At 69.5% G+C, this 18,228-nt stretch carries 14 protein-coding genes, 1 tRNA gene and 1 other RNA gene; 11 read left to right on the top strand and 5 right to left on the bottom strand.

The features are described from left to right. Nucleotides 1–253 precede the first annotated feature (253 nt). From pruA to O3597_RS20360, 8 genes are all read left to right on the top strand, one after another. On the top strand, nt 254–1,885 hold the full coding sequence (pruA, locus tag O3597_RS20395) for an L-glutamate gamma-semialdehyde dehydrogenase (protein ID WP_281602095.1): 1,632 nt from the start codon (nt 254–256) through the stop codon (nt 1,883–1,885). Between the two features lie 211 nt (nt 1,886–2,096). Beyond that, nucleotides 2,097–2,612 (top strand): PadR family transcriptional regulator, encoded by a 516-nt coding sequence (locus tag O3597_RS20390; RefSeq protein ID WP_164449934.1) that lies wholly within the window; start codon nt 2,097–2,099, stop codon nt 2,610–2,612. Nucleotides 2,613–2,763: 151 nt separating this feature from the next. Further along, complete coding sequence (gene prfB, locus O3597_RS20385; RefSeq protein WP_164449935.1) at nt 2,764–3,885, top strand: peptide chain release factor 2; 1,122 nt, start codon at nt 2,764–2,766, stop codon at nt 3,883–3,885. 118 nt (nt 3,886–4,003) lie between these two features. Then, nucleotides 4,004–4,684: a cell division ATP-binding protein FtsE gene (ftsE, locus tag O3597_RS20380; RefSeq protein WP_093406596.1), complete on the top strand. Its 681-nt coding sequence runs from the start codon at nt 4,004–4,006 to the stop codon at nt 4,682–4,684. Nucleotides 4,685–4,751: 67 nt separating this feature from the next. Next, the gene (ftsX, locus tag O3597_RS20375) at nt 4,752–5,627 is read left to right on the top strand and encodes a permease-like cell division protein FtsX (RefSeq protein ID WP_164449936.1); all 876 of its coding nucleotides are present in this window, start codon (nt 4,752–4,754) and stop codon (nt 5,625–5,627) included. 131 nt (nt 5,628–5,758) lie between these two features. Then, nucleotides 5,759–6,238, top strand: coding sequence for an SsrA-binding protein SmpB (gene smpB / locus O3597_RS20370; RefSeq protein WP_164449937.1), 480 nt, complete (start codon nt 5,759–5,761; stop codon nt 6,236–6,238). 105 nt (nt 6,239–6,343) lie between these two features. After that, nucleotides 6,344–6,719: a transfer-messenger RNA gene (ssrA, locus tag O3597_RS20365) on the top strand. Nucleotides 6,720–6,809: 90 nt separating this feature from the next. Further along, nucleotides 6,810–7,757 carry a hypothetical protein gene (locus O3597_RS20360; protein ID WP_281602094.1) on the top strand — a complete coding sequence of 316 codons (948 nt, stop codon included), beginning with the start codon at nt 6,810–6,812 and terminating at the stop codon, nt 7,755–7,757. Nucleotides 7,758–7,829: 72 nt separating this feature from the next. Here O3597_RS20360 and mdlC read toward each other — a convergent pair whose 3' ends face one another. Continuing rightward, on the bottom strand, nt 7,830–9,425 hold the full coding sequence (gene mdlC, locus O3597_RS20355) for a benzoylformate decarboxylase (RefSeq protein WP_281602093.1): 1,596 nt from the start codon (nt 9,423–9,425) through the stop codon (nt 7,830–7,832). A 224-nt stretch (nt 9,426–9,649) separates the two neighbouring features. Between mdlC and O3597_RS20350 the strand changes: the two genes are divergently transcribed. Further along, nucleotides 9,650–10,240, top strand: coding sequence for a YqgE/AlgH family protein (locus O3597_RS20350; protein ID WP_164449939.1), 591 nt, complete (start codon nt 9,650–9,652; stop codon nt 10,238–10,240). Nucleotides 10,241–10,330: 90 nt separating this feature from the next. After that, nucleotides 10,331–10,403 (top strand) — tRNA-Ala (locus O3597_RS20345). Nucleotides 10,404–10,496: 93 nt separating this feature from the next. Here the strand turns inward: O3597_RS20345 and O3597_RS20340 are convergent. After that, nucleotides 10,497–14,426, bottom strand: a complete 3,930-nt coding sequence (locus tag O3597_RS20340) for a ThuA domain-containing protein (protein ID WP_281602092.1) — start codon at nt 14,424–14,426, stop codon at nt 10,497–10,499. A gap of 287 nt (nt 14,427–14,713) precedes the next feature. Here O3597_RS20340 and O3597_RS20335 point away from each other — a divergent pair, with 287 nt between their 5' ends. Next, nucleotides 14,714–15,367 carry a hypothetical protein gene (locus O3597_RS20335; RefSeq protein ID WP_281602091.1) on the top strand — a complete coding sequence of 218 codons (654 nt, stop codon included), beginning with the start codon at nt 14,714–14,716 and terminating at the stop codon, nt 15,365–15,367. A gap of 60 nt (nt 15,368–15,427) precedes the next feature. On the opposite strand, the gene O3597_RS20330 is transcribed toward O3597_RS20335, so the two are convergent. From O3597_RS20330 to O3597_RS20320, 3 genes are all read right to left on the bottom strand, one after another. Further along, nucleotides 15,428–15,826, bottom strand: a complete 399-nt coding sequence (locus tag O3597_RS20330; protein ID WP_281602090.1) for a carboxypeptidase-like regulatory domain-containing protein — start codon at nt 15,824–15,826, stop codon at nt 15,428–15,430. A 111-nt stretch (nt 15,827–15,937) separates the two neighbouring features. Further along, a complete protein-coding gene (locus tag O3597_RS20325) occupies nt 15,938–16,993 on the bottom strand; it encodes a trypsin-like serine protease (RefSeq protein ID WP_281602089.1) in 1,056 nt (351 codons plus the stop codon). Between the two features lie 195 nt (nt 16,994–17,188). Then, on the bottom strand, nt 17,189–18,190 hold the full coding sequence (locus O3597_RS20320) for a 2-hydroxyacid dehydrogenase (protein WP_281602088.1): 1,002 nt from the start codon (nt 18,188–18,190) through the stop codon (nt 17,189–17,191). Nucleotides 18,191–18,228: the final 38 nt, after the last annotated feature.

Below are 18,228 nucleotides of genomic sequence, written 5' to 3'. Positions count from 1 at the left end.
CGCAACCGTCACCGGCAACCCAGCGTACGCGGCCGGGACGCGGGTGCGCCCCAAGCCCGCACGGCCTGCATTTCTTCGGTCAGGTTTCGCAAGGGGGAACGAATCGGTTCCGGTGAACGTGAAACACCTCGTGATCAATGGTCCACGCGCGCCCGGGGTGTCATCGACCGATGCTGGCCGTGGGAGGATTGGCACGGGTCCCGCCAGCGCGGGGCCGGTTTCGCCATCGCCGCCGAGATCGCCAGGAGCCCTGATGGACGCCGTGTTCTCCGTACCCGAGCCACGTAACGAGCCGGTGCGTAGCTACGAGCCGGGCAGCACCGACCGAGAACGTCTCCAGCGGCGGCTCACCGAGCTGGCCGCCGAGCGCATCGACCTGCCGATGACCATCGCGGGCGAACAGCGGATGGCCGGCGGCGAGCCGATCCAGGTGGTGCAGCCGCACCGGCACGCGCACGTACTCGGGGTCACCGGTCACGCCACCCACGACGACGCGCGAGCGGCGGTCAAGGCCGCCAAGGACGCCGCACCTGGCTGGCGCACGTTGCCCTTCGAGGAGCGCGTCGCGATCTTCCTACGCGCCGCCGAACTGCTCTCCGGGCCGTGGCGGGACACCCTCAACGCGGCCACCATGCTCGGCCAGTCGAAGACCGCCGTCCAGGCCGAGATCGACTCGGCCTGTGAGTTCATCGACTTCCTGCGGTTCAACGTGCACTTCGCCCGCAACCTGCTGGCCGAGCAGCCGATGTCGTCGCCGGGTGTGTGGAACCGCTTCGACCACCGGCCGCTTGAGGGATTCGTCTACGCGGTCACCCCGTTCAATTTCACCGCCATCGCCGGGAACCTGCCCTCGGCGCCGGCCCTGCTCGGCAACACGGTGGTGTGGAAGCCGGGCCCGACCCAGCAGTTCGCCGCACACTTCACCATGCGCCTGTTCGAGGCGGCCGGCCTGCCGCCCGGTGTGATCAACATGGTGACCGGCCGGGGCGAGGAGGTCTCCGACGTGGTGCTGGCCGATCCCGACCTCGCCGGCATCCACTTCACCGGGTCCACCAAGGTCTTCCAGCACCTGTGGCGCACCGTCGGGGAGAACATCGCCGGCTACCGGGGATACCCGAGGCTGGTCGGCGAGACCGGGGGCAAGGACTTCGTGGTCGCGCACTCCAGTGCCGACGTCGACGCCTTGCACACGGCGCTGATCCGGGGTGCCTTCGAGTACCAGGGGCAGAAGTGCTCGGCCGCCTCCCGCGCGTACGTCCCGCGCTCGCTCTGGGAGGGCGGCGGCCTGCGCGACCGGCTGGCCGCGACCGCCGACGGGCTGGCCTACGGCGACGTCACCGACTTCCGCAACTTCGGCGGTGCGGTCATCGACGACAAGGCGTACTCCCGGCACACCGCCGCACTGGACCTGATCTCCTCCGACGCCAGCTGCCGGATCATCGCCGGCGGCACCGCCGACGACTCCGTCGGCTGGTTCGTCCGCCCGACGATCTTCGAATGCGAAGACGCGGCACACGAGACCTTCACCACCGAGTACTTCGGTCCGATCCTCGGCGTGCACGTCTTCGACGACGCCCGCTTCGACGAGGTGGTCACGCAGGCCGAGGCCATCGCCCCGTACGCGCTCACCGGGTCGATCTTCGCCACCGACCGGCGGGTGGTCGACGCGGTGGCCGAGAAGATGCGGTACGCGGCCGGCAACTTCTACATCAACGACAAGCCGACCGGTGCCGTGGTCGGGCAGCAGCCGTTCGGCGGTGCCCGGGCCAGCGGCACCAACGACAAGGCCGGATCCTGGCACAACCTGGTCCGCTGGACGTCCCCCCGGACGATCAAGGAAACCTTCGTCCCCCCGACCGACCACACCTATCCCCACATGGGCTGACGATGTAACGAAGGGCCCTCAACCGACGCCTCGTGTGTGGGAGAGGGCCCTTCCGTACGCGCCTCCGGTCGCCGGTCGAGGACGACCGGAGGCGGCAGGTGGCCGGCTTCGGTGGACCGTCGCGCGCCGACAGTGCACATAGGAAACCCCAATCGGTGGCGAAAAGGGGAAATCCTGGACGCTGGCCCGGCAAAGTGGCAGCGTAAGGGGCATGGCGGAATCCGGAGTGAACCCCACGGCGGCGGCCCTGCTCGGGCTGCTCCATGAGGGCCCCATGACAGGTGGCCAGTTGATGGCCGCCGCCGAGCGCCGGCTGGCGCCGTACTGGTCGATGACCCGAAGCCAGGTCTACCGCGAGCTGCCGGTGCTGGCCGAGCGGGGTTTCGTCCGATTGGGTAAACCCGGCCCGCGGATGAGTCAGCCGTACGCGATCACCGCAGCCGGAAAACGGACATTTTCCCGATGGCTCGCCGAGGATCCGGGGCGGGACACCATCCGCAACCCGATCGCCCTGCGCATCGCCTTCGGGAACCTGCACTCCCCGAACCAGCTCAAGAACCTCCAGGCCGCAGCCAACGAGTACCACACCGACGCGCTGGCCCGAGTCCGCGAGCAGGTCAAGAACGCCAAGAAGGAAGGCGACACGTACGACGCCAGCGCGCTGGAGTTCGCCGTGGCGTACCACCGTGCCGCCCTGTCCTGGCTCAAGAGCGCCGCTGCCGGCTGAGGCGGATGCCGGGCTCGCCTCCTCGTCCGCGGGTTTGTTTGGCGCGGAGTGCGGGGCTCGCAAGCTCACTCCTCGTCCGCGCAGGGTTTGTTTGGCCCGGACTGCGGGGCTCGCAAGCTCACTCCTCGTCCGCGCAGTACCCTTGTCTGTCGTGACCGCTGCCGACTTCGCCGAACAGCTCAAGGAACTCGACGCCACCCTGCGCAACATCGAGGCGGTGCTCGACCTCGACCGTCTCCGCGCGGACAAGGCCCGCCTGGAGCAGGAGGCGTCCGCCCCGGATCTCTGGGACGACCAGGCCCGTGCCCAGCAGGTGACCTCGCAGCTGTCGTACGTCAACGGCGAGATCGACAAGCTCGGCAGCCTGCGGTCGCGGCTGGACGACGCGCACGTCCTGCTGGAACTCGCCGAGGCGGAATCCGACTCGGGGGTGCTCACCGAGGTCGAGTCCGAGATCACCGGGCTGACCAAGGCCATCCAGGAGATGGAGGTCCGCACGCTGCTGTCCGGTGAGTACGACTCCCGGGAGGCGCTGGTGGCCATCCGGGCCGGTGCCGGCGGCGTGGACGCGGCCGACTTCGCCGAGATGCTGCTGCGGATGTACCTCCGCTGGGCCGAGCGGCACGGCTACCCGACCGAGGTCTACGAGACCTCGTACGCCGAGGAGGCCGGCCTGAAATCGGCCACCTTCACGGTCAAGGTCCCGTACGCCTATGGCACGCTCAGCGTGGAGTCCGGCACCCACCGGCTGGTGCGGATCAGCCCGTTCGACAACCAGGGGCGGCGGCAGACCAGCTTCGCCGGGGTCGAGGTGCTGCCGGTGGTCGAGCAGACCGACCACATCGACATCCCCGAGAACGAGATGCGGGTCGACGTCTACCGCTCCTCGGGCCCGGGCGGGCAGAGCGTCAACACCACCGACTCGGCCGTACGGATCACCCACATCCCGACCGGCATCGTGGTGACCTGTCAGAACGAGAAGTCGCAGTTGCAGAACAAGGCCTCCGCGCTGCGGGTGCTCCAGGCCCGGCTGCTGGAGCGCAAGCGCCAGGAGGAACAGGCCAAGCTTCAGGGGCTCAAGACCGACGCCGCCGGGTCGTGGGGCGACCAGATGCGTTCGTACGTGCTGCATCCCTATCAGATGGTGAAGGATCTGCGTACCGAGCAGGAGACCGGCAACCCGGGATCGGTCTTCGACGGTGATCTCGACTCCTTCATCGAGGCGGGCATCCGGTGGCGCAAGCAGCAGCAACTGGCCGGCGACCGTGCGTGATCGATCGTGGGCGGAGCGCGCCGTCGATCTCCACCTGACGTGCTGATTTGATGACTTGCCCCGCAACGGCGGGGCGTGGGACTTGGCACGACAGTTACACGGCGTAGACTCACCACCCGTGATTCAGCTTGAGCAAGTGACGAAGACGTACCCGAAGGCGTCGCGGCCTTCGCTCGACAACGTGTCCGTGTCGATCGACAAGGGCGAGTTCGTCTTCTTCATCGGCCCATCCGGCTCCGGCAAGTCCACCATCGTCAAGATGCTGCTGCACGAGGTGGTCCCCAACAAGGGACGCGTCGTCGTCAACGGCAAGGACGTCACGTCGATGCGGTCCTGGAAGCGCCCGCACTTCCGCCGTTCGATCGGCTGCGTCTTCCAGGACTTCCGGCTGCTGCCCAACCGCACCGCGTACGAGAACGTGGCCTTCGCGCTGGAGGTGATCGGCAAGACCAAGGCGGTGGCCCGCCGGGTCGTGCCGGAGGTGCTGGAACTGGTCGGCCTCGGCGGCAAGGAGCACCGCTACCCGCACGAGCTCTCCGGTGGTGAGCAGCAGCGCGTGGCGGTGGCCCGGGCGTTCGTGAACCGGCCGCTGATCCTGCTGGCGGACGAGCCGACCGGAAACCTGGACCCGGACACCTCCATCGAGATCATGCGCCTGCTGGACCGGATCAACCGCACCGGCACCACCGTCGTGATGGTCACGCACGACTCCAACATCGTGAACCAGATGCGCCGTCGCGTCATCGAGATCGAGAGCGGCCGTATCGTTCGCGACCAGGCCCGCGGCGTCTACGGGTGACGGCCCTACCCACCGCACCCCGATCTGACGACGAACACCTCACGCCGGAGAGCCGGAGGAAATCCCGATGCGGATGAAATACGTCATGTCCGAGGTACTGGTCGGACTGTGGCGCAACGTGACCATGACCGTCGCGATGATCATCACGATGGCGGTCTCGTTGACCATGCTCGGTGCCAGCGGCCTGATCTACACCAAGGTCGCCGACATGAAGCAGCTGTACTTCGAGAACATCGAGGTCTCGATCTTCCTGGACGCCGAGGTGACGGAAGAGCAGCGCAGCGCGATCGCCACGCAGCTGGAGTCCGACCCGCTGGTCTCACAGGTCACGTACGTCAACAAGGACGAGGCCTTCCAGCGCTTCCAGGAGATGTTCCGGGACTCGCCGGACCTGCTCAGCGCGGTCAAGGCCGACCAGCTTCCGGAGTCGTACCGGCTCAAGCTGGTCAACCCGGAGGAGTACAAGACCATCTCCGACCAGTACACGGCGGTCGAGGGCGTCGACCAGGTCGTCGACCAGAGTCAGGTGCTCGACAAGATCTTCAACCTCTTCACCGCCGGGCAGAACATCGCGCTCGTCGCCGCGATCGCGATGGCGGTCGCCGCGCTGCTGCTGGTCGCCAACACCATTCAGGTCGCCGCGTACAGCAAGCGGCGTGAGGTTGCGGTCATGAAGCTGGTCGGCGCGTCGAACTGGTTCATCCAGGCGCCGTTCGTGCTGGAGGCGGTGGTCGCCGGCCTGATCGGCTCGATCCTGGGCCTCGGCGCCCTGATCGCCCTCAAGATATTCCTCTTCGACGGTGCGCTCAGCGCCCTACAAGGGCTCTTCGCACCGGTGAGCTGGGGCGAGGTGTTCCTGACCTTCCCGGTGATGGCTGGCGTCGGTGGCCTGATCAGCGCGGTCACCGCCTGGGTCACCCTGCGCTTCTACCTGCGGGTCTAGTTGTCGCCCGAGGGCCCTTCCACGCCGGAATAAACGGCGCGGGAGGGCCCTTGTCGTTCGGGTAGCATGATCTTCGCTCGGCGGCCGGCCAGGTCGGTCACGGGCGGCAACGAAAGGGAGGTGGCGCGGCGATGCCACGGGAGAAGGGGCGTAAGGTCGTCGCCTCCAACAAGAAGGCGCGGCACGACTACGCCATCCTCGACACGTACGAGGCGGGCATGGCGCTGACCGGCACCGAAGTGAAGTCGTTGCGGGCCGGACGGGCCTCGCTTGTCGACGCGTTCGCGCAGGAACGGGACGGCGAGCTCTATCTGCACAGCATGCACATCCCCGAGTACACGCAGGGCACCTGGACCAACCACGAGCCCCGGCGCACCCGCAAACTGCTGCTCAAGCGGCTGGAGATCGACCGGCTGATCGGCAAGCTCCGGGAGAGCGGGCTGACCCTGGTGCCGCTTCAGGTCTACTTCTCCGACGGCTGGGCCAAGGTGGAGATCGGCTTGGCGAAGGGTAAGAAGGCGTACGACAAGCGCCAGGACCTCGCCAAGCGGGACGCCGACCGGGAGATCCAGCGCGCGGTGGGTCGGCGCGGCAAGGGGATGGCCGACTGATTTGTCCGGTTTATTCCGCCCGGTGCGCCGCTCCGGGCTCGGGATGAATCCGGTTGCGGCAGGCGTTACGCTTGTCGGAGCCGCCGGAGATCGGCGGCCTGTCGAGGGGGTGACTGGTTTCGACTTCGTACGTTGCGGCAGGGGAAGCGAGCCGAGGAAGCCGACGTCGTCTCGAGAATCGTTCGTCGGAAACCAATAAGCGCCAAGAACAATCGCGCTGACTTCGCTCTCGCCGCCTGAGGCGAGTAGCAAGTCTGTCGGCCTGGGAGCGCCTTCGACCCAGTTAGCCGGCATCAGCTAGAAGGCTGGCCAACCGGACCCGGTCGCGGGGTCCGTGCGGCGAGATCAATCAGCGACTGGGCCCGTCACACCGACTCGCTCGCGTGATCGGAGGGGCCGAGTAGAGGCACAGCGAGCTGCGCTCGGAGAAGCCCTGACAAGGCGGCGAAGGACCCGGGTTCGATTCCCGGCACCTCCACCACCTGACTGCGCGCCCCGGTCACCCTGACCGGGGCGCGCAGTCGTTGTTCCGGCCAGGGAACCAGCCACCGTGCTGGGCCGTCGGAACGGTATGCGCCGAGTCCTCGCCCTGTTGGGCCTGCCACTGCTGATGATGGCCGGTTGCGCCCGTCCAGGCACCGAACCGACCGGCCCGGGAATCCCGAGCGACCGGCACGAGGCGTTCGAGCAGCGTGCGACGGCGGTCGCGCAGGCGTGGCGCCCGGGTGCGGCGTGGGCCACCGGCTACGTGCCGCTCCAGGAGCCCACGGTGCTCGTCGGCGAGCCCGCGTTCACCGAGGACACCAAGCTCGCCTTCCACGCCGGCTGGTACCGGCAGCAGGTGCCGTTGCCGCCGGGGCGGCCAGCCGACGGTGCCGTCCGCTTCCCGGACGGGGAACTCCACGTACCACTGGTCAGCGCCGCCGAGGCGTATCGGCAGATCGACCAGGGCGATCCGCCGCCCTGTCCCGGGCGGCCGAAGGACCCCGGCACACCGCCGCCGGCCAACCCGCCGGACGGGCCGGACGCCCCGGTGAGCAGCGGCCCGCAGGCCGCCTGCATCCCGCTCACCGTCACCGGCGTCGAGCTGGGTGCCGCGCCGGTGCACACCAGCCGGGGTGAGGCGCGGGTGCCGGCCTGGCTGTTCACCGTTGAGGAGATCGACGCCGTGGTGGCCCGGCTCGCGGTGGCACCCGACGCCGTGGGCGCCCTGCCCGAGCCGGTCGTGCCGTCCGCGCCCGCACCGCAGGACCTGGTCAGCGCGCAGGACGTCGAGTCCGCCGACGGTACGACGTTGACCTTCCGGCTCGGTGTCGGTAGCTGCGACACCGGGATCACCCCACTGGTGCAGGAGCACGATCATGTGGTCGTGGTCGGCGGCACGGTGGTGCGGAGCACCGGCGTCTGCGACGACATGCTCAGGCTGGAGCCGGTCACGGTGACGTTGCGGGAGCCGTTGGCGGATCGACCGGTCCTCGACGTGGTGAGCGCGACGCCACTGCGCTTCACCGTCGGCTGACCGCGCCGGCCGACGCCGTCCGGTCCCGGGGCGACATCGGCCGGCGCCCGCCTGTCTCGTCTGTCACCCGGTTCAGAGGATCGGCGGCACGTCGGTGCGGATCGGCACCGGCAGCACCGTCGGCCCGTCGGCCCGCAACGCTGTGGCCAGTGCCTCGCCGAGCTGGTCCGGATCGTCGACGACGGTGGTGGCACACCCGTAGCCGCGGGCTATCGCCGTGACGTCGATGCCGGGCAGGTCCAGCCCGGGTACGCCCGGCGTCTGCTTGAGTTCCGCGAACGCCTTGAGGATCGCGTACTGCTGGTTGACCGGCACGACGACGACCAACGGCAACCGCAACTGGCTGGCGGTCCAGAGCGCCTGGACCGAGTAGTGGAACGAACCGTCGCCGATCACCGCGATCACCGGGCGGTGGCGGCCGGTGTCCCGCTGCGCCAGCGCGATGCCGACGGCCGCCGGCAGGCCGTAGCCGAGACCACCGCTGGCCATCGTGAAGTACGACCCGGGAGTGTCGAACCGCAGGCGGCGACGCAGCGCCGACAGGTTCGACGGAGACTCCTGCACCAGCACCCCATCGGTGGGCCAGTGCCGGGCCAACGCGGCGAAGAGTCCGTCGGCGCTGAGCGGAGACGAGTCCTCCACCGGCGCCGGCACGGGCCGGGTGGGCGGTGGTGGCCGGTCGGCCGGTGGCATCAGGTCGGCCAGCGCGGCGAGGGTGAGCCCGGCGTCGCCGAGGAGGCTGTCACCGACCGGGGCCCGGGCCGCCTCCTCGGGATCGTCGGTGACATGCAGCAGCCGGGCACCGTCCGGCAGCGTCTCACCGGGCACGTGCGGGTAGTACCGGAACACCGGGGCACCGACCACCAGCACGGTGTCGTACCCCCGGAGCTGCTCGGCCAACGGACCGATCGCGAAGGGCAGCACGCCCCGGAAGTGCGGATGATTCTCCGGGAAGGCGGTCCGCTCGGGTGCGGGCGCCGACCAGACCGGGGCGATCAGCCGCTCCGCGAGGGCGACCCCGGCCTCCCAGGCACCGGCCCGGTCCACGGCGGCCCCGAACACCAGGGCCGGTGACCGACTCGTCGCCAGTGCCGAGGCGAACTGACGTAGCCGCTCGGGATCGGGAGCGAACCGGGTGGCCACCGTGCGGGTCTGCGGCGGCGGGTCGGCGGGCTGGGCCCAGTCGTCGAGCGGCAGCGAGAGGAAGACGGGCCCGGTCGGTGGTTGGATCGCGGTCGCGTACGCCCGCATGAGCGCCGCGGGGACGTCCTGGGCCCGGACCGGCTCGTGGGCCCACTTGACGTAGGGCTGGGGCAGTTCGGTGGGATGGCGGGCGGTCAGGCGGGGTTCGAGCAGCAGCATCTCCCGGGTCTGCTGTCCGGCGGTGACGATCAACGGGGTCCGGTTGTGCCAGGCGGTGACGATGTTGCCCATGGCGTTGCCGGTGCCCGGTGCCGTGTGCAGGTTGACGTGTGCCGGTGCCCCGGTGACCTGCGCGTAGCCGTCGGCCATGCCCACCGCCGACGCCTCGTGCAGCGCGAGCACGTAGTGGAAGTCGTCCGGGAAGGCGTGCAGGAACGGCTCCTCGGTGGAGCCGGGGTTACCGAAGACGGTGGTCATGCCCAGGGCCCGGAGCAGGTCGTAGGTGGTGTCGCGGACCGTTGCCATCGCTTCTGAATGTATCGGGGTGACTCGGGAGCAAAGGGCATTTCGCCATGGCCCGGCCCAGCCGACCGTCTGTCGATCACCCGACCGTCAGACCTTCGCCTGGATCGGGGGCGCAAGCTATGGTGCCAGGCATGGCGATGACAGCGCGGATGTCACCGGTTGGGCTAACCGTCGACGAGTGTCACCGGTTGCGCCTCCCCGTGCAGGACTGACGGGTAGGCGTGATGCAGGGAGAGGGGCAGGCGATCGGCGGGCAGGCGACGGAGTCGATGACCGGGAAGCTGCTGGTGGCGACACCGGCGCTGAAGGACCCGAACTTCGACCGTACCGTCGTGTTGCTTGTCGCGCACGAGCCCGGCGGCGCGCTCGGGGTGGTGCTGAACCGGGCCACCGAGGTGCCGGTGGCGGACGTGCTGCGCGACTGGGGTGACCTGGCTCGCCACCCGGCGGTGCTGTTCGAGGGCGGCCCCGTGCAGCCCGACTCCGCGATCTGCCTGGCCCGGCTGCGGTCGCCGGTGCGCCGCCTCAAAGGCTTCCACCAGGTCTCCGGCGCGGTGGGCACGCTCGACCTGTCGGTGGACCCGCAACGGCTACGGGAGAACGTGCAGAGCATCAGGGTCTTCGCCGGCTACGCGGGCTGGGGCACCGGCCAACTGGAGCAGGAGATCGAGGACGGGTCCTGGTTCGTGCTCGACGCGCTGCCCGGTGACGCGTTCGTCGACCGACCTGATGATCTCTGGCCGATGGTGCTGCGCCGCCAGGGCGGCATGATGGCCGCGGTCGCGCACTTCCCGCCCGACGTTGCGCTGAACTGACCGGCGTCGGCGGGCACCCCCGCGAGATGACCATGCCGACGGGCGTGTGTATAGTTCTCCCAGTGCCCGGGGGACCGGGTGCGACGACAAGGGGCCGTGGCGCAGCTGGTAGCGCACCACACTGGCAGTGTGGGGGTCAGGGGTTCGAGTCCCCTCGGCTCCACCGACCGCACCACTGTGCGAACCGGTGGTTGTTCGACGTGAATGCCCCCGTCCGGGTTGGACGGGGGCATCGCCACGTCGGTGGTGGTGCGATTCAGCTGGCGTACGCCTCCAGTTCCCAGAGCGAGTGACCCCACGCGGTGCCCCGGGCGGTGCCGTAGATCCGCAGGTAGCGGCCATTGGCACCGAGTGCGGTGTGCTCGTCCACCCCGCCATCGGCCCCGGTCACCGTCTTCACGTCGACCCAGGTGGTGCCATCGTTGGAGGTCTGGATGCGGTACGAACTGCTGTACGCCGCCTCCCAGCTCAGCTTGACCCGGCCGATGGCGGTCGGGCTGCCGAGGTCGACCCGGATCCACTGCGGGTCGGCGAACGCCGACGACCAGCGGGTGGTGAGGCTGCCGTCCACCGCCTGGGCGCCGGACATGCCGGCTCCCTCGCTGCTGGACGTCAGCGTCGGCTTGTTCAACAGCAGGTTGGTGCCCGGCGGCGGCCCGCTGGTGCCGCCGTACACCTCGAACTCGAACAGGGAGTAGCCCCAGCCGGTGCCCCGGGTGGTGCCGGTGAGCCGGACGTACCGGCCGGAGCCGGTCAGGCCGGTGAGGTCGTCCACGCCACCGTCGCCGCCGGTCACGGTGCGGATGGTGGTGAAGTTGACCCCGTCCGGCGAGGTCTGGATCTGGTACCCGCTGCCGTACGCCGCCTCCCAGGTCAGCTTGACCCGGTTGATGTTGTACGTGGCACCGAGGTCCACGTCGATCCACTGCGGGTCGCTGAACGCGCTGGCCCACCTGGTGCCGAGAGCGCCGTCGAACGCGTTGGCGGCGACGAAGGCGTCCTGCATGCTGGAGGCGCGGGCCGGCTTGCTCCGGGCCAGGTTGGTGCCCGGGTCCGGGCCGGGTCCGGGGCCGCCGCCGGGGCCGGTCGAGAGGGTGAACTCGTCGATGTCGAAGTACGGTCCGGTGCCCTTGAAGACCAGGAACAGGGTGCGGGTACCGGTCGGGGCGGTGATCCCGCCGGTGACCGTGGCGAAGGTGGCGTACCCGCCGGTCGGTACCACCGTCGCCTGGCCGACAAGCGGTCCGGTGGGGGAGTCGACCCGCAGTTCGAGGGTGCCACCGCCGCCCGCCGGGGCACCGACCCGGGCGCTGAACGACTGGATGCCGGTGAGGTTGTACGGGTGGAACGAGATCCAGTCGTTGTTGTCGACGTACCCGATCGCCGCGCCGCCGTTCGCGCTGCCCGGCGTGACGACCTGGATGCCGGACGAGTCGCCGAAGTGCTCGGCCTGACGCACCCGGGGCTGGAGCACGGCCTGGGTGTGCGTGGTGAGCGGTGGCTGACCGGCGCCACCAAGGTCGGTGTACTCGGCGTCGATGATGCCGAAGATGTTCGCCGCGGTGTCGTGCTCGCCGTCAACCGAGGTCTGGATGACCCCGGAGCAGCCCTGCACGCTGCTGATCTGGTGGCCGTGTGAGTCGTGACCGAGGACGTAGTTCACCTTCACCCGGGCGCAGTCGATCGGGCCGTCCTGCGCGTCGGTGACCGTGACGCTGAACGGTACGGCATCGCCGAAGGTGAAGGTGGAGCCGTTCAGCGGCATGTTCACGGTGACCACCGGGGCGCTGTTGCCGACCGTGATGACGGTGCTCGCGGTACCGACCTTGCCGGTGCTGTCCCGGACGGTCAGGGTCGGTCTGAAGGTGCCGTTCGCGGTGTAGGTGAACGTCGGGGTCGTCGCGGTCGAGTCGGTGGTGCCGTTGTTGTCGAAGTCCCAGGCGTAGGTGAACGGGTCGCCGTCCGGGTCGAGCGTGCCGGCCGACGAGAACCGCACGGTCAGCGGTGCGACGCCGCTGGTCGGGGTGGCCGAGACCACCGCGCGTGGGGCTCTGCCCTCGCGGGCGTACTCGATCCGGTAGAGGGCCGAGTTGGCGTCGCCGTTGAACCAGCCGGTGCCGTAGTCGAGCACGTAGAGCGCGCCGTCCGGGCCGAACTCCATGTCCATGACCTGGGTGCCGGTCCACGGGAACGGGTTGATCTTCAGCGGCTGGCCGGCCGGGTCGAGCTTGATGTTCTTGATCCAGCGGCGGCCGAATTCGCCGGCGAAGTACGTCCCGTCGTAGTACTCCGGAAAGGCCACGTCCGAGGTGCTGTCCGGGTCGAACCGGTACACCGGGCCGCCCATCGGGGACAGACCGCCACCGGTGAACTCCGGCGGGGACCCGGAACCGCCGTACGGCAGCCAGGCCGGGATGGCCGGCGGCAGCTGAGTGAGACCGGTGTTGTTGGGCGAGTTGTTCACCGGCCCGTTGGCGCAGTCGAACTTCGGGCCGGACGGACCGGACGGGAAGGTGTAGTCGTTGTACGCGTCGTTGCGGGCGGTGCAGTACGGCCAGCCGTAGAAGCCGGGCCGGTCGATCCGGGCGAACTCCACGTTGCCCGCCGGGCCCCGGTTGGGGTCGGCGGTGCCCGCGTCCGGACCGTAGTCACCCAGGTAGACGACGCCGGTCTCCTTGTCCACGCTCATCCGGAACGGGTTGCGGAAGCCCATCGCGTAGATCTCCGGGCGGGTCCGCGCGGTGCCCGGCGCGAACATGTTCCCGGCCGGGATGGTGTACCCGCCGGCTGCGCTCGGCCTGATCCGCAGCACCTTGCCGCGCAGGTCGTTGGTGTTGCCCGCGGTGCGCTGGGCGTCGAAGGCCGGGTTGCGGCCGGCCCGCTCGTCGATCGGGGTGAAGCCGCTCGACTCGAACGGGTTGGTGTCGTCACCGGTGGACAGGTACAGGTTGCCGGCCGCGTCGAAGTCCATGTCGCCGCCGACGTGGCAGCACATGCCACGACTGGTCGGCACGTCCAGGATCAGTGTCTCGCTGGCCAGGTTGATGGTGTTGTCCGCGTTGGCGGTGAACCGGGACAGCCGGTTGACGCCGTTCCACCGGGCGAAGTCCGCCGGCGTACCGGTGGTCGGCGCCCCGCCGCCGGGGGTGTCCAGCGGTGGCGCGTAGAACACGTACACCCAGCGGTTGGTGGCGAAGTTCGGGTCGGCCTTGATGCCCTGCAGGCCTTCCTCGTCGCCGGTGTAGACCGGCAGCGTGGCGGCGACCTTGGTGTTGCCGGCCGCGTCGGTGTGCCGGATGACGCCGTTGCGGGAGGTGTGGAACACGCCCCGGTCCGGCAGCACGGTGAGGCTCATCGGCTCGCCCGTCTCGGCCGCACCCTTCGCCAGCTCGACCTGTTGGAAGTTGCTGGTCACGGTAGCGCCGCAGTCGGCCTCGGCCGCGCCGGCCGCGCTCAGGATGCCGCCGAGCAGGTGGGTACGGAAGTTCGGCTCGGCGTACGACTCGTCGGTGTGCCCGAGGCCGGTGTACCAGGCCCGGCCGCCGGAGTAGTTGTGGCACCAGGAGATCGGGTGGTCGTACCCGTTGCCACCGCCGCTGTAGGTGCTCTCGTCCAGGGTGGCCAGCACGTGCACGCTGCCCCGGGGGTTGGTGCGGTAGTTGTACCACTCGTCCAACCGGTTCCAGCGCTGCGGCAGCGCGGCGGTGGACGGGTGCACCTGGTCGGCGACCTTGATGGTCGCGGTCTGGTTGGCTGGGTGCGAGGCGAAGTACGCCCCGACGAGCCCGCCGTACCAGGGCCACTCGTACTCGGTGTCGGCGGCGGCGTGCACGCCCACGTATCCGCCACCGCCCTGGATGTACCGCTCGAACGCGGCCTGCTGGCTGGCGTTGAGTACGTCACCGGTGGTGGACAGCCAGATCACCGCGGCGAAGCGGTCCAGGTTGGCGTCGGTGAACTGGGCTCCGTCCTCGGTGGTCTCGACGGTGAACCCGTTCGCCGCGCCGAGCTGCTGGATGGCGGCGATGCCGGGGACGATGGATCCGTGCCGGAATCCGGCGGTCTTGCTGAAGACCAGCACGGTGAACGGTGCGGCACTGGCCGCAGGGGGCGCGACGACGATGCCGCCCGCCACGAGGATCGCGCTCACTACGGCGCCGAGCCACGATCGCAGAGATCTGCGCACGGTGGGTCCTTTCGAGGACGGCGTGCGCCGATCACGCCTGGTGGGGGTGAAGGTGGTGTGCCGAGCATGCTCGTGGCCCGCTCAACGCGCCGTCGCCGGTGCGAGCGTGAGGCATGTGCATACATCGTTGCGGTTGCTCGAACGGCGCGTCAAGCACTCCAGCCCGATTCGTGAGAGCGTTATCTCGGCAGCTCAGCCCGTCGTGGGCGGTTCGAGGTTGCCAACCGGGCCGCTCGCCTGCTCGGATTGGTTGACGGAACGGCTGAGAATCTGTCGGATCGGACGACGTGGCCGCTGCGGTGTCGCGCAGGGCCGGCGGGGCCGCCCCGCGCCACGGCGAGGGGCCAGAATCTCAAGGTGCCGGGTGGCTGGTTGCTGGGCTGATGGATGACAATCTCACGCACGAGCGTGGGCCGGCGCGCCGGCAGTTGCGGGATCTGGGGCGGCCGCTTGTGGTCCTGGTCGCGCCGCTGCTGGTGCGTCTGGCCAACCGCGACAAGCGGTTTGTCTGGACGGTGGAGGAGGTGCGCGGCCATGCCCGGGACTGGCCGCCCTCCGGTGGGGACGCCGAGATGGCGAACCTCTTCCGCTTCGAGGCGTGGTTCGGGCTGAGCATGGTCCCGCTGGCGGTGTACATCGTCGCGTCGCTGCTTCGATCGGATCCCACCGCCAGCAATCCCGGGCACGAGGCAGTCATGACGGTCGCCGTGACGGTGGGCATGTTCGCGCTGGGAATGTTTCTGGTGAGTGCCCTCAAGTGCGCGCTGTCGCAGTACTTCAGACCGGACCTGGATCGCCACCTCGGGCCGCCCCGCCGTCGTGATCCGCGCCCGGTCCGGCGGCGGCCGGGCTTTCTGGTCCGGTTGTGCCTGCCGTCGAACCTCGACTGGGTGCTCGCACTGATCTTCGCCAGCTGCCTGACGCCCAGTCTCTACCCCTGACCGCTTTGGCCTGGTGCCCGAAGCAACCGGGCGGGTGCTCGGGCCACGCTGGACGCTGTTTCAGGGAAGGGTGAAGTCGAGTCGGGTGACCTGGCCGGCGGTCACGGTCGTGGTCTGCGTAGTGCTGTGCTGCTCGCCAACGCTGACTGTGATCTCGTAGCGGCCGGGTGGAAGTCGCCACTCGTACCGGCCGGTGTCGCCGGTAAGCACGCCGATCTCGGGGATCGCCGGAGCCGGTTCGTCGAGGGCGGTGACCTGCACGGGCGCTTGGCGTACCGGTTCGCCCGCCGGGGTGGTGACGGTGCCGGTCACGGTTCCGGCCGGGCTGGTGCTGCCCGGCGGCGGTGGCGGCCCGTCGTCGGAGACCGGGTCGTCGCCGCCGAAGACCAGCAGACTCGCCCCGATCAGCAACGGCGCGGCGATCAGGAGAGCGAGCACCCCGAGACGCGTCCTGCTCATGACTGCCCCCTCACGTGTGATGACGGACAGTAGCTGGGACGTGTTCGGAATGCCGTCGGTTCCGTACGGGTGGGCGGCAGGACGCACACCCACCCGCACGGGTGACTCGGGTCAGCTGTCACGCCAGGTGATCAGGTTGTTGAAGACGCTCTCGGTGATCCGGGTGCCGTGGTTGTTCGTGGAGTGGGGCGAGGAACCGTGCAGGCCGTACGCGTGGATCGCCATCACGCACTGCCCGACGCACCAGGAACTGCCGGCGGCCCGGGTCTGGTAGACCGGGCTGCCGCTCTGGCAACCGAAGGTGTCGTTCTGGTAGAACACCTGCCGGGTGTGGGTTGCCGTGACGGTCTGCCCGGCGTGCCGCCACTGCTGGCCGAAGGTCTTGTCGCACGGGTAACCGCTGACGGTGGTCGCGGTGCCGGTGAGCGAGGCGCTCTGCCACCACATGCCGAACCAGCCGGTGCTGTTGCCGGCGGCGCAGCTCAGCCGGATGGCTCCGTAGTCGTACGTCTCGTCGCCGTTCTGGGTCCAGCCGTTGACCGACAGCAGTTGGGTGGCGGTGCAGGTGCCGTACGGCGTGGACGTCCCGTTGCGGCCCGGGATGATCTGGAAGTCTCCGCGCGGGTAGAAGTTGTTGCCACCGCCGCCGTTCTGGCCGCCACCCGGGTGCACGCAGTGCCCGGCGGTGGCGATGATGCTCGGACCGTAGAGCCAGCCGGTGCAGCCCCAGGTGGTGCCGTTGGTGGTGCGGACGATCTGGACGATGGCGCTGGACGGGAAGACGGTGGTCGGGTCGACCCGGACCCGGTTGTCGGTGCCGATGACGCTCTGGATGCCGATCGAGTCGCCGTCGGACGCGACCGGGCGAGCGCCGACGTCGAAGCGGCTGCCGCCCGGCCCGGCCTTGCCGGTGCCGACCGATGCGGAGGTGCCGGAACCCCGTACGCCGTCGAGGCCACGCTGCGCCGCGGGCAGCGCGGCGGCGGCGGGTACGGCGCCCGAGTCGGCGATCGCGCCGTGCGCCTCGGTGCGGGCGGCGGTGGTCGGAGCCTCGGCGGTCGGCGCGGCGGTGGCCGGCGCGGCGGCGAGCGCCGCCGCCAGGACGGTGGTGATCCCGATCGCGAGGATGATCCCCGGTCGGGTTCTGCTGGTCGGTACGGACGTCACGAGAGCCCTCCTCATCGAAGCTGGACGCTTCCGATGGGCAAGCTATATCGACCAGTTTGATCCACTCTCGTGTGTGTCTGTCCATCGACAGCTCAACGGTTAGTTTCGGACAGATCACTCAATGTGTCGGCGCGTCGCCACGCCGATCACGGCATCTCGGCGACCGGAAGTGCGAGGTTCGCGCGTTGGATGGGGTCAGCAGACCCGGGCCGGGGCGGGGACGGCGTCGGGGCCCTCGTTCTGCACGGTGGTCAGGTTGGTGAGGGTGGTCTCGGCGATGTTGTGCAGGCCGTCCTCGGTGAAGAACGCCTGATGACCGGTGATCAGCACGTTGGGGAAGGTGGTGAGTCGGGCGAAGTCGTCGTCGCCGAGGACCCGTTCGGAGCGGTCCTCGAAGAACAGCTCGCTCTCCTCCTCGTACACGTCGAGGCCGAGGTAGCCGATCCGGCCGCTCTTGAGCCCGTCGATCACGGCCCGGGTGTCCACCAGCGCCCCCCGGCCGGTGTTGATGAGCATGACGCCCTCGCGGAGCAGGGCGATCCGGTCGGCGTCGATCAGGTGCCGGGTGTCCGGGGTGAGCGGGCAGTGCAGGGTGACGATGTGCGATTCGGTGAGCAACCGCTCCAGCGGGACGTACTCCACCCCGGCGGCGACGGCCGCCTCGTTCGGGTACGGGTCGCTGGCCAGCACCCGGCAACCGAAACCCGCCATGATCTGGGCGACGCAGACGCCGATCCGCCCGGTGCCGACGATGCCGACCGTACGGCCGTGCAGGTCGAAGCCGAGCAGGCCGGCGAGGGCGAAGTTGTGTTCGCGTACCCGGTTGTAGGCGCGGTGGATCTTACGATTCAGCGAGAGGATCAGGCCGGCGGTGTGCTCGGCCACCGCGTGCGGTGAGTACTCCGGCACCCGCACCACGGTCAGCCCCAGTTTGCGGGCGGCGACCACGTCGACGTTGTTGAAGCCGGCCGAGCGCAACGCCACCACCCGGACGCCGACGTCGGCGAGCTGGCCGAGCGCCTCGGCACAGAGGTCGTCGTTGACGAAGGCACAGACCGCGTCCGACCCCTCGGCCAGCCGGGCGGTCTGCGCGGTGAGCCGAGGTTCCAGGAAGGTCAACTCGTGACCGGCTGCGGCGTTCGCCTCGCTGAGGAACGTCCGGTCGTACGGCTTGGTGCTGAACACTGTCACTCGCATGGCCCACCTCCACCCTTCACGCTAGAGCCGGACACCGA

It is taken from the genome of Verrucosispora sp. WMMA2044, assembly GCF_027497155.1.
In the GTDB taxonomy this organism is placed as follows: domain Bacteria; phylum Actinomycetota; class Actinomycetes; order Mycobacteriales; family Micromonosporaceae; genus Micromonospora; species Micromonospora palythoicola.
The sequence above is the reverse complement of the archived record's forward strand: the minus strand, read 5'-3'. Positions and strand labels throughout refer to the sequence as shown.

Coding starts and splice junctions, on each gene's coding strand:
- O3597_RS20390 (WP_164449934.1), top strand. CDS start 2,097: ATGGCGGAATCCGGAGTGAACCCCACGGCGGCGGCCCTGCTCGGGCTG.
- O3597_RS20330 (WP_281602090.1), bottom strand. CDS start 15,826: ATGAGCAGGACGCGTCTCGGGGTGCTCGCTCTCCTGATCGCCGCGCCG.
- pruA (WP_281602095.1), top strand. CDS start 254: ATGGACGCCGTGTTCTCCGTACCCGAGCCACGTAACGAGCCGGTGCGT.
- O3597_RS20350 (WP_164449939.1), top strand. CDS start 9,650: ATGCAGGGAGAGGGGCAGGCGATCGGCGGGCAGGCGACGGAGTCGATG.
- mdlC (WP_281602093.1), bottom strand. CDS start 9,425: ATGGCAACGGTCCGCGACACCACCTACGACCTGCTCCGGGCCCTGGGC.
- O3597_RS20320 (WP_281602088.1), bottom strand. CDS start 18,190: ATGCGAGTGACAGTGTTCAGCACCAAGCCGTACGACCGGACGTTCCTC.
- O3597_RS20360 (WP_281602094.1), top strand. CDS start 6,810: ATGCGCCGAGTCCTCGCCCTGTTGGGCCTGCCACTGCTGATGATGGCC.
- ftsX (WP_164449936.1), top strand. CDS start 4,752: ATGCGGATGAAATACGTCATGTCCGAGGTACTGGTCGGACTGTGGCGC.
- smpB (WP_164449937.1), top strand. CDS start 5,759: ATGCCACGGGAGAAGGGGCGTAAGGTCGTCGCCTCCAACAAGAAGGCG.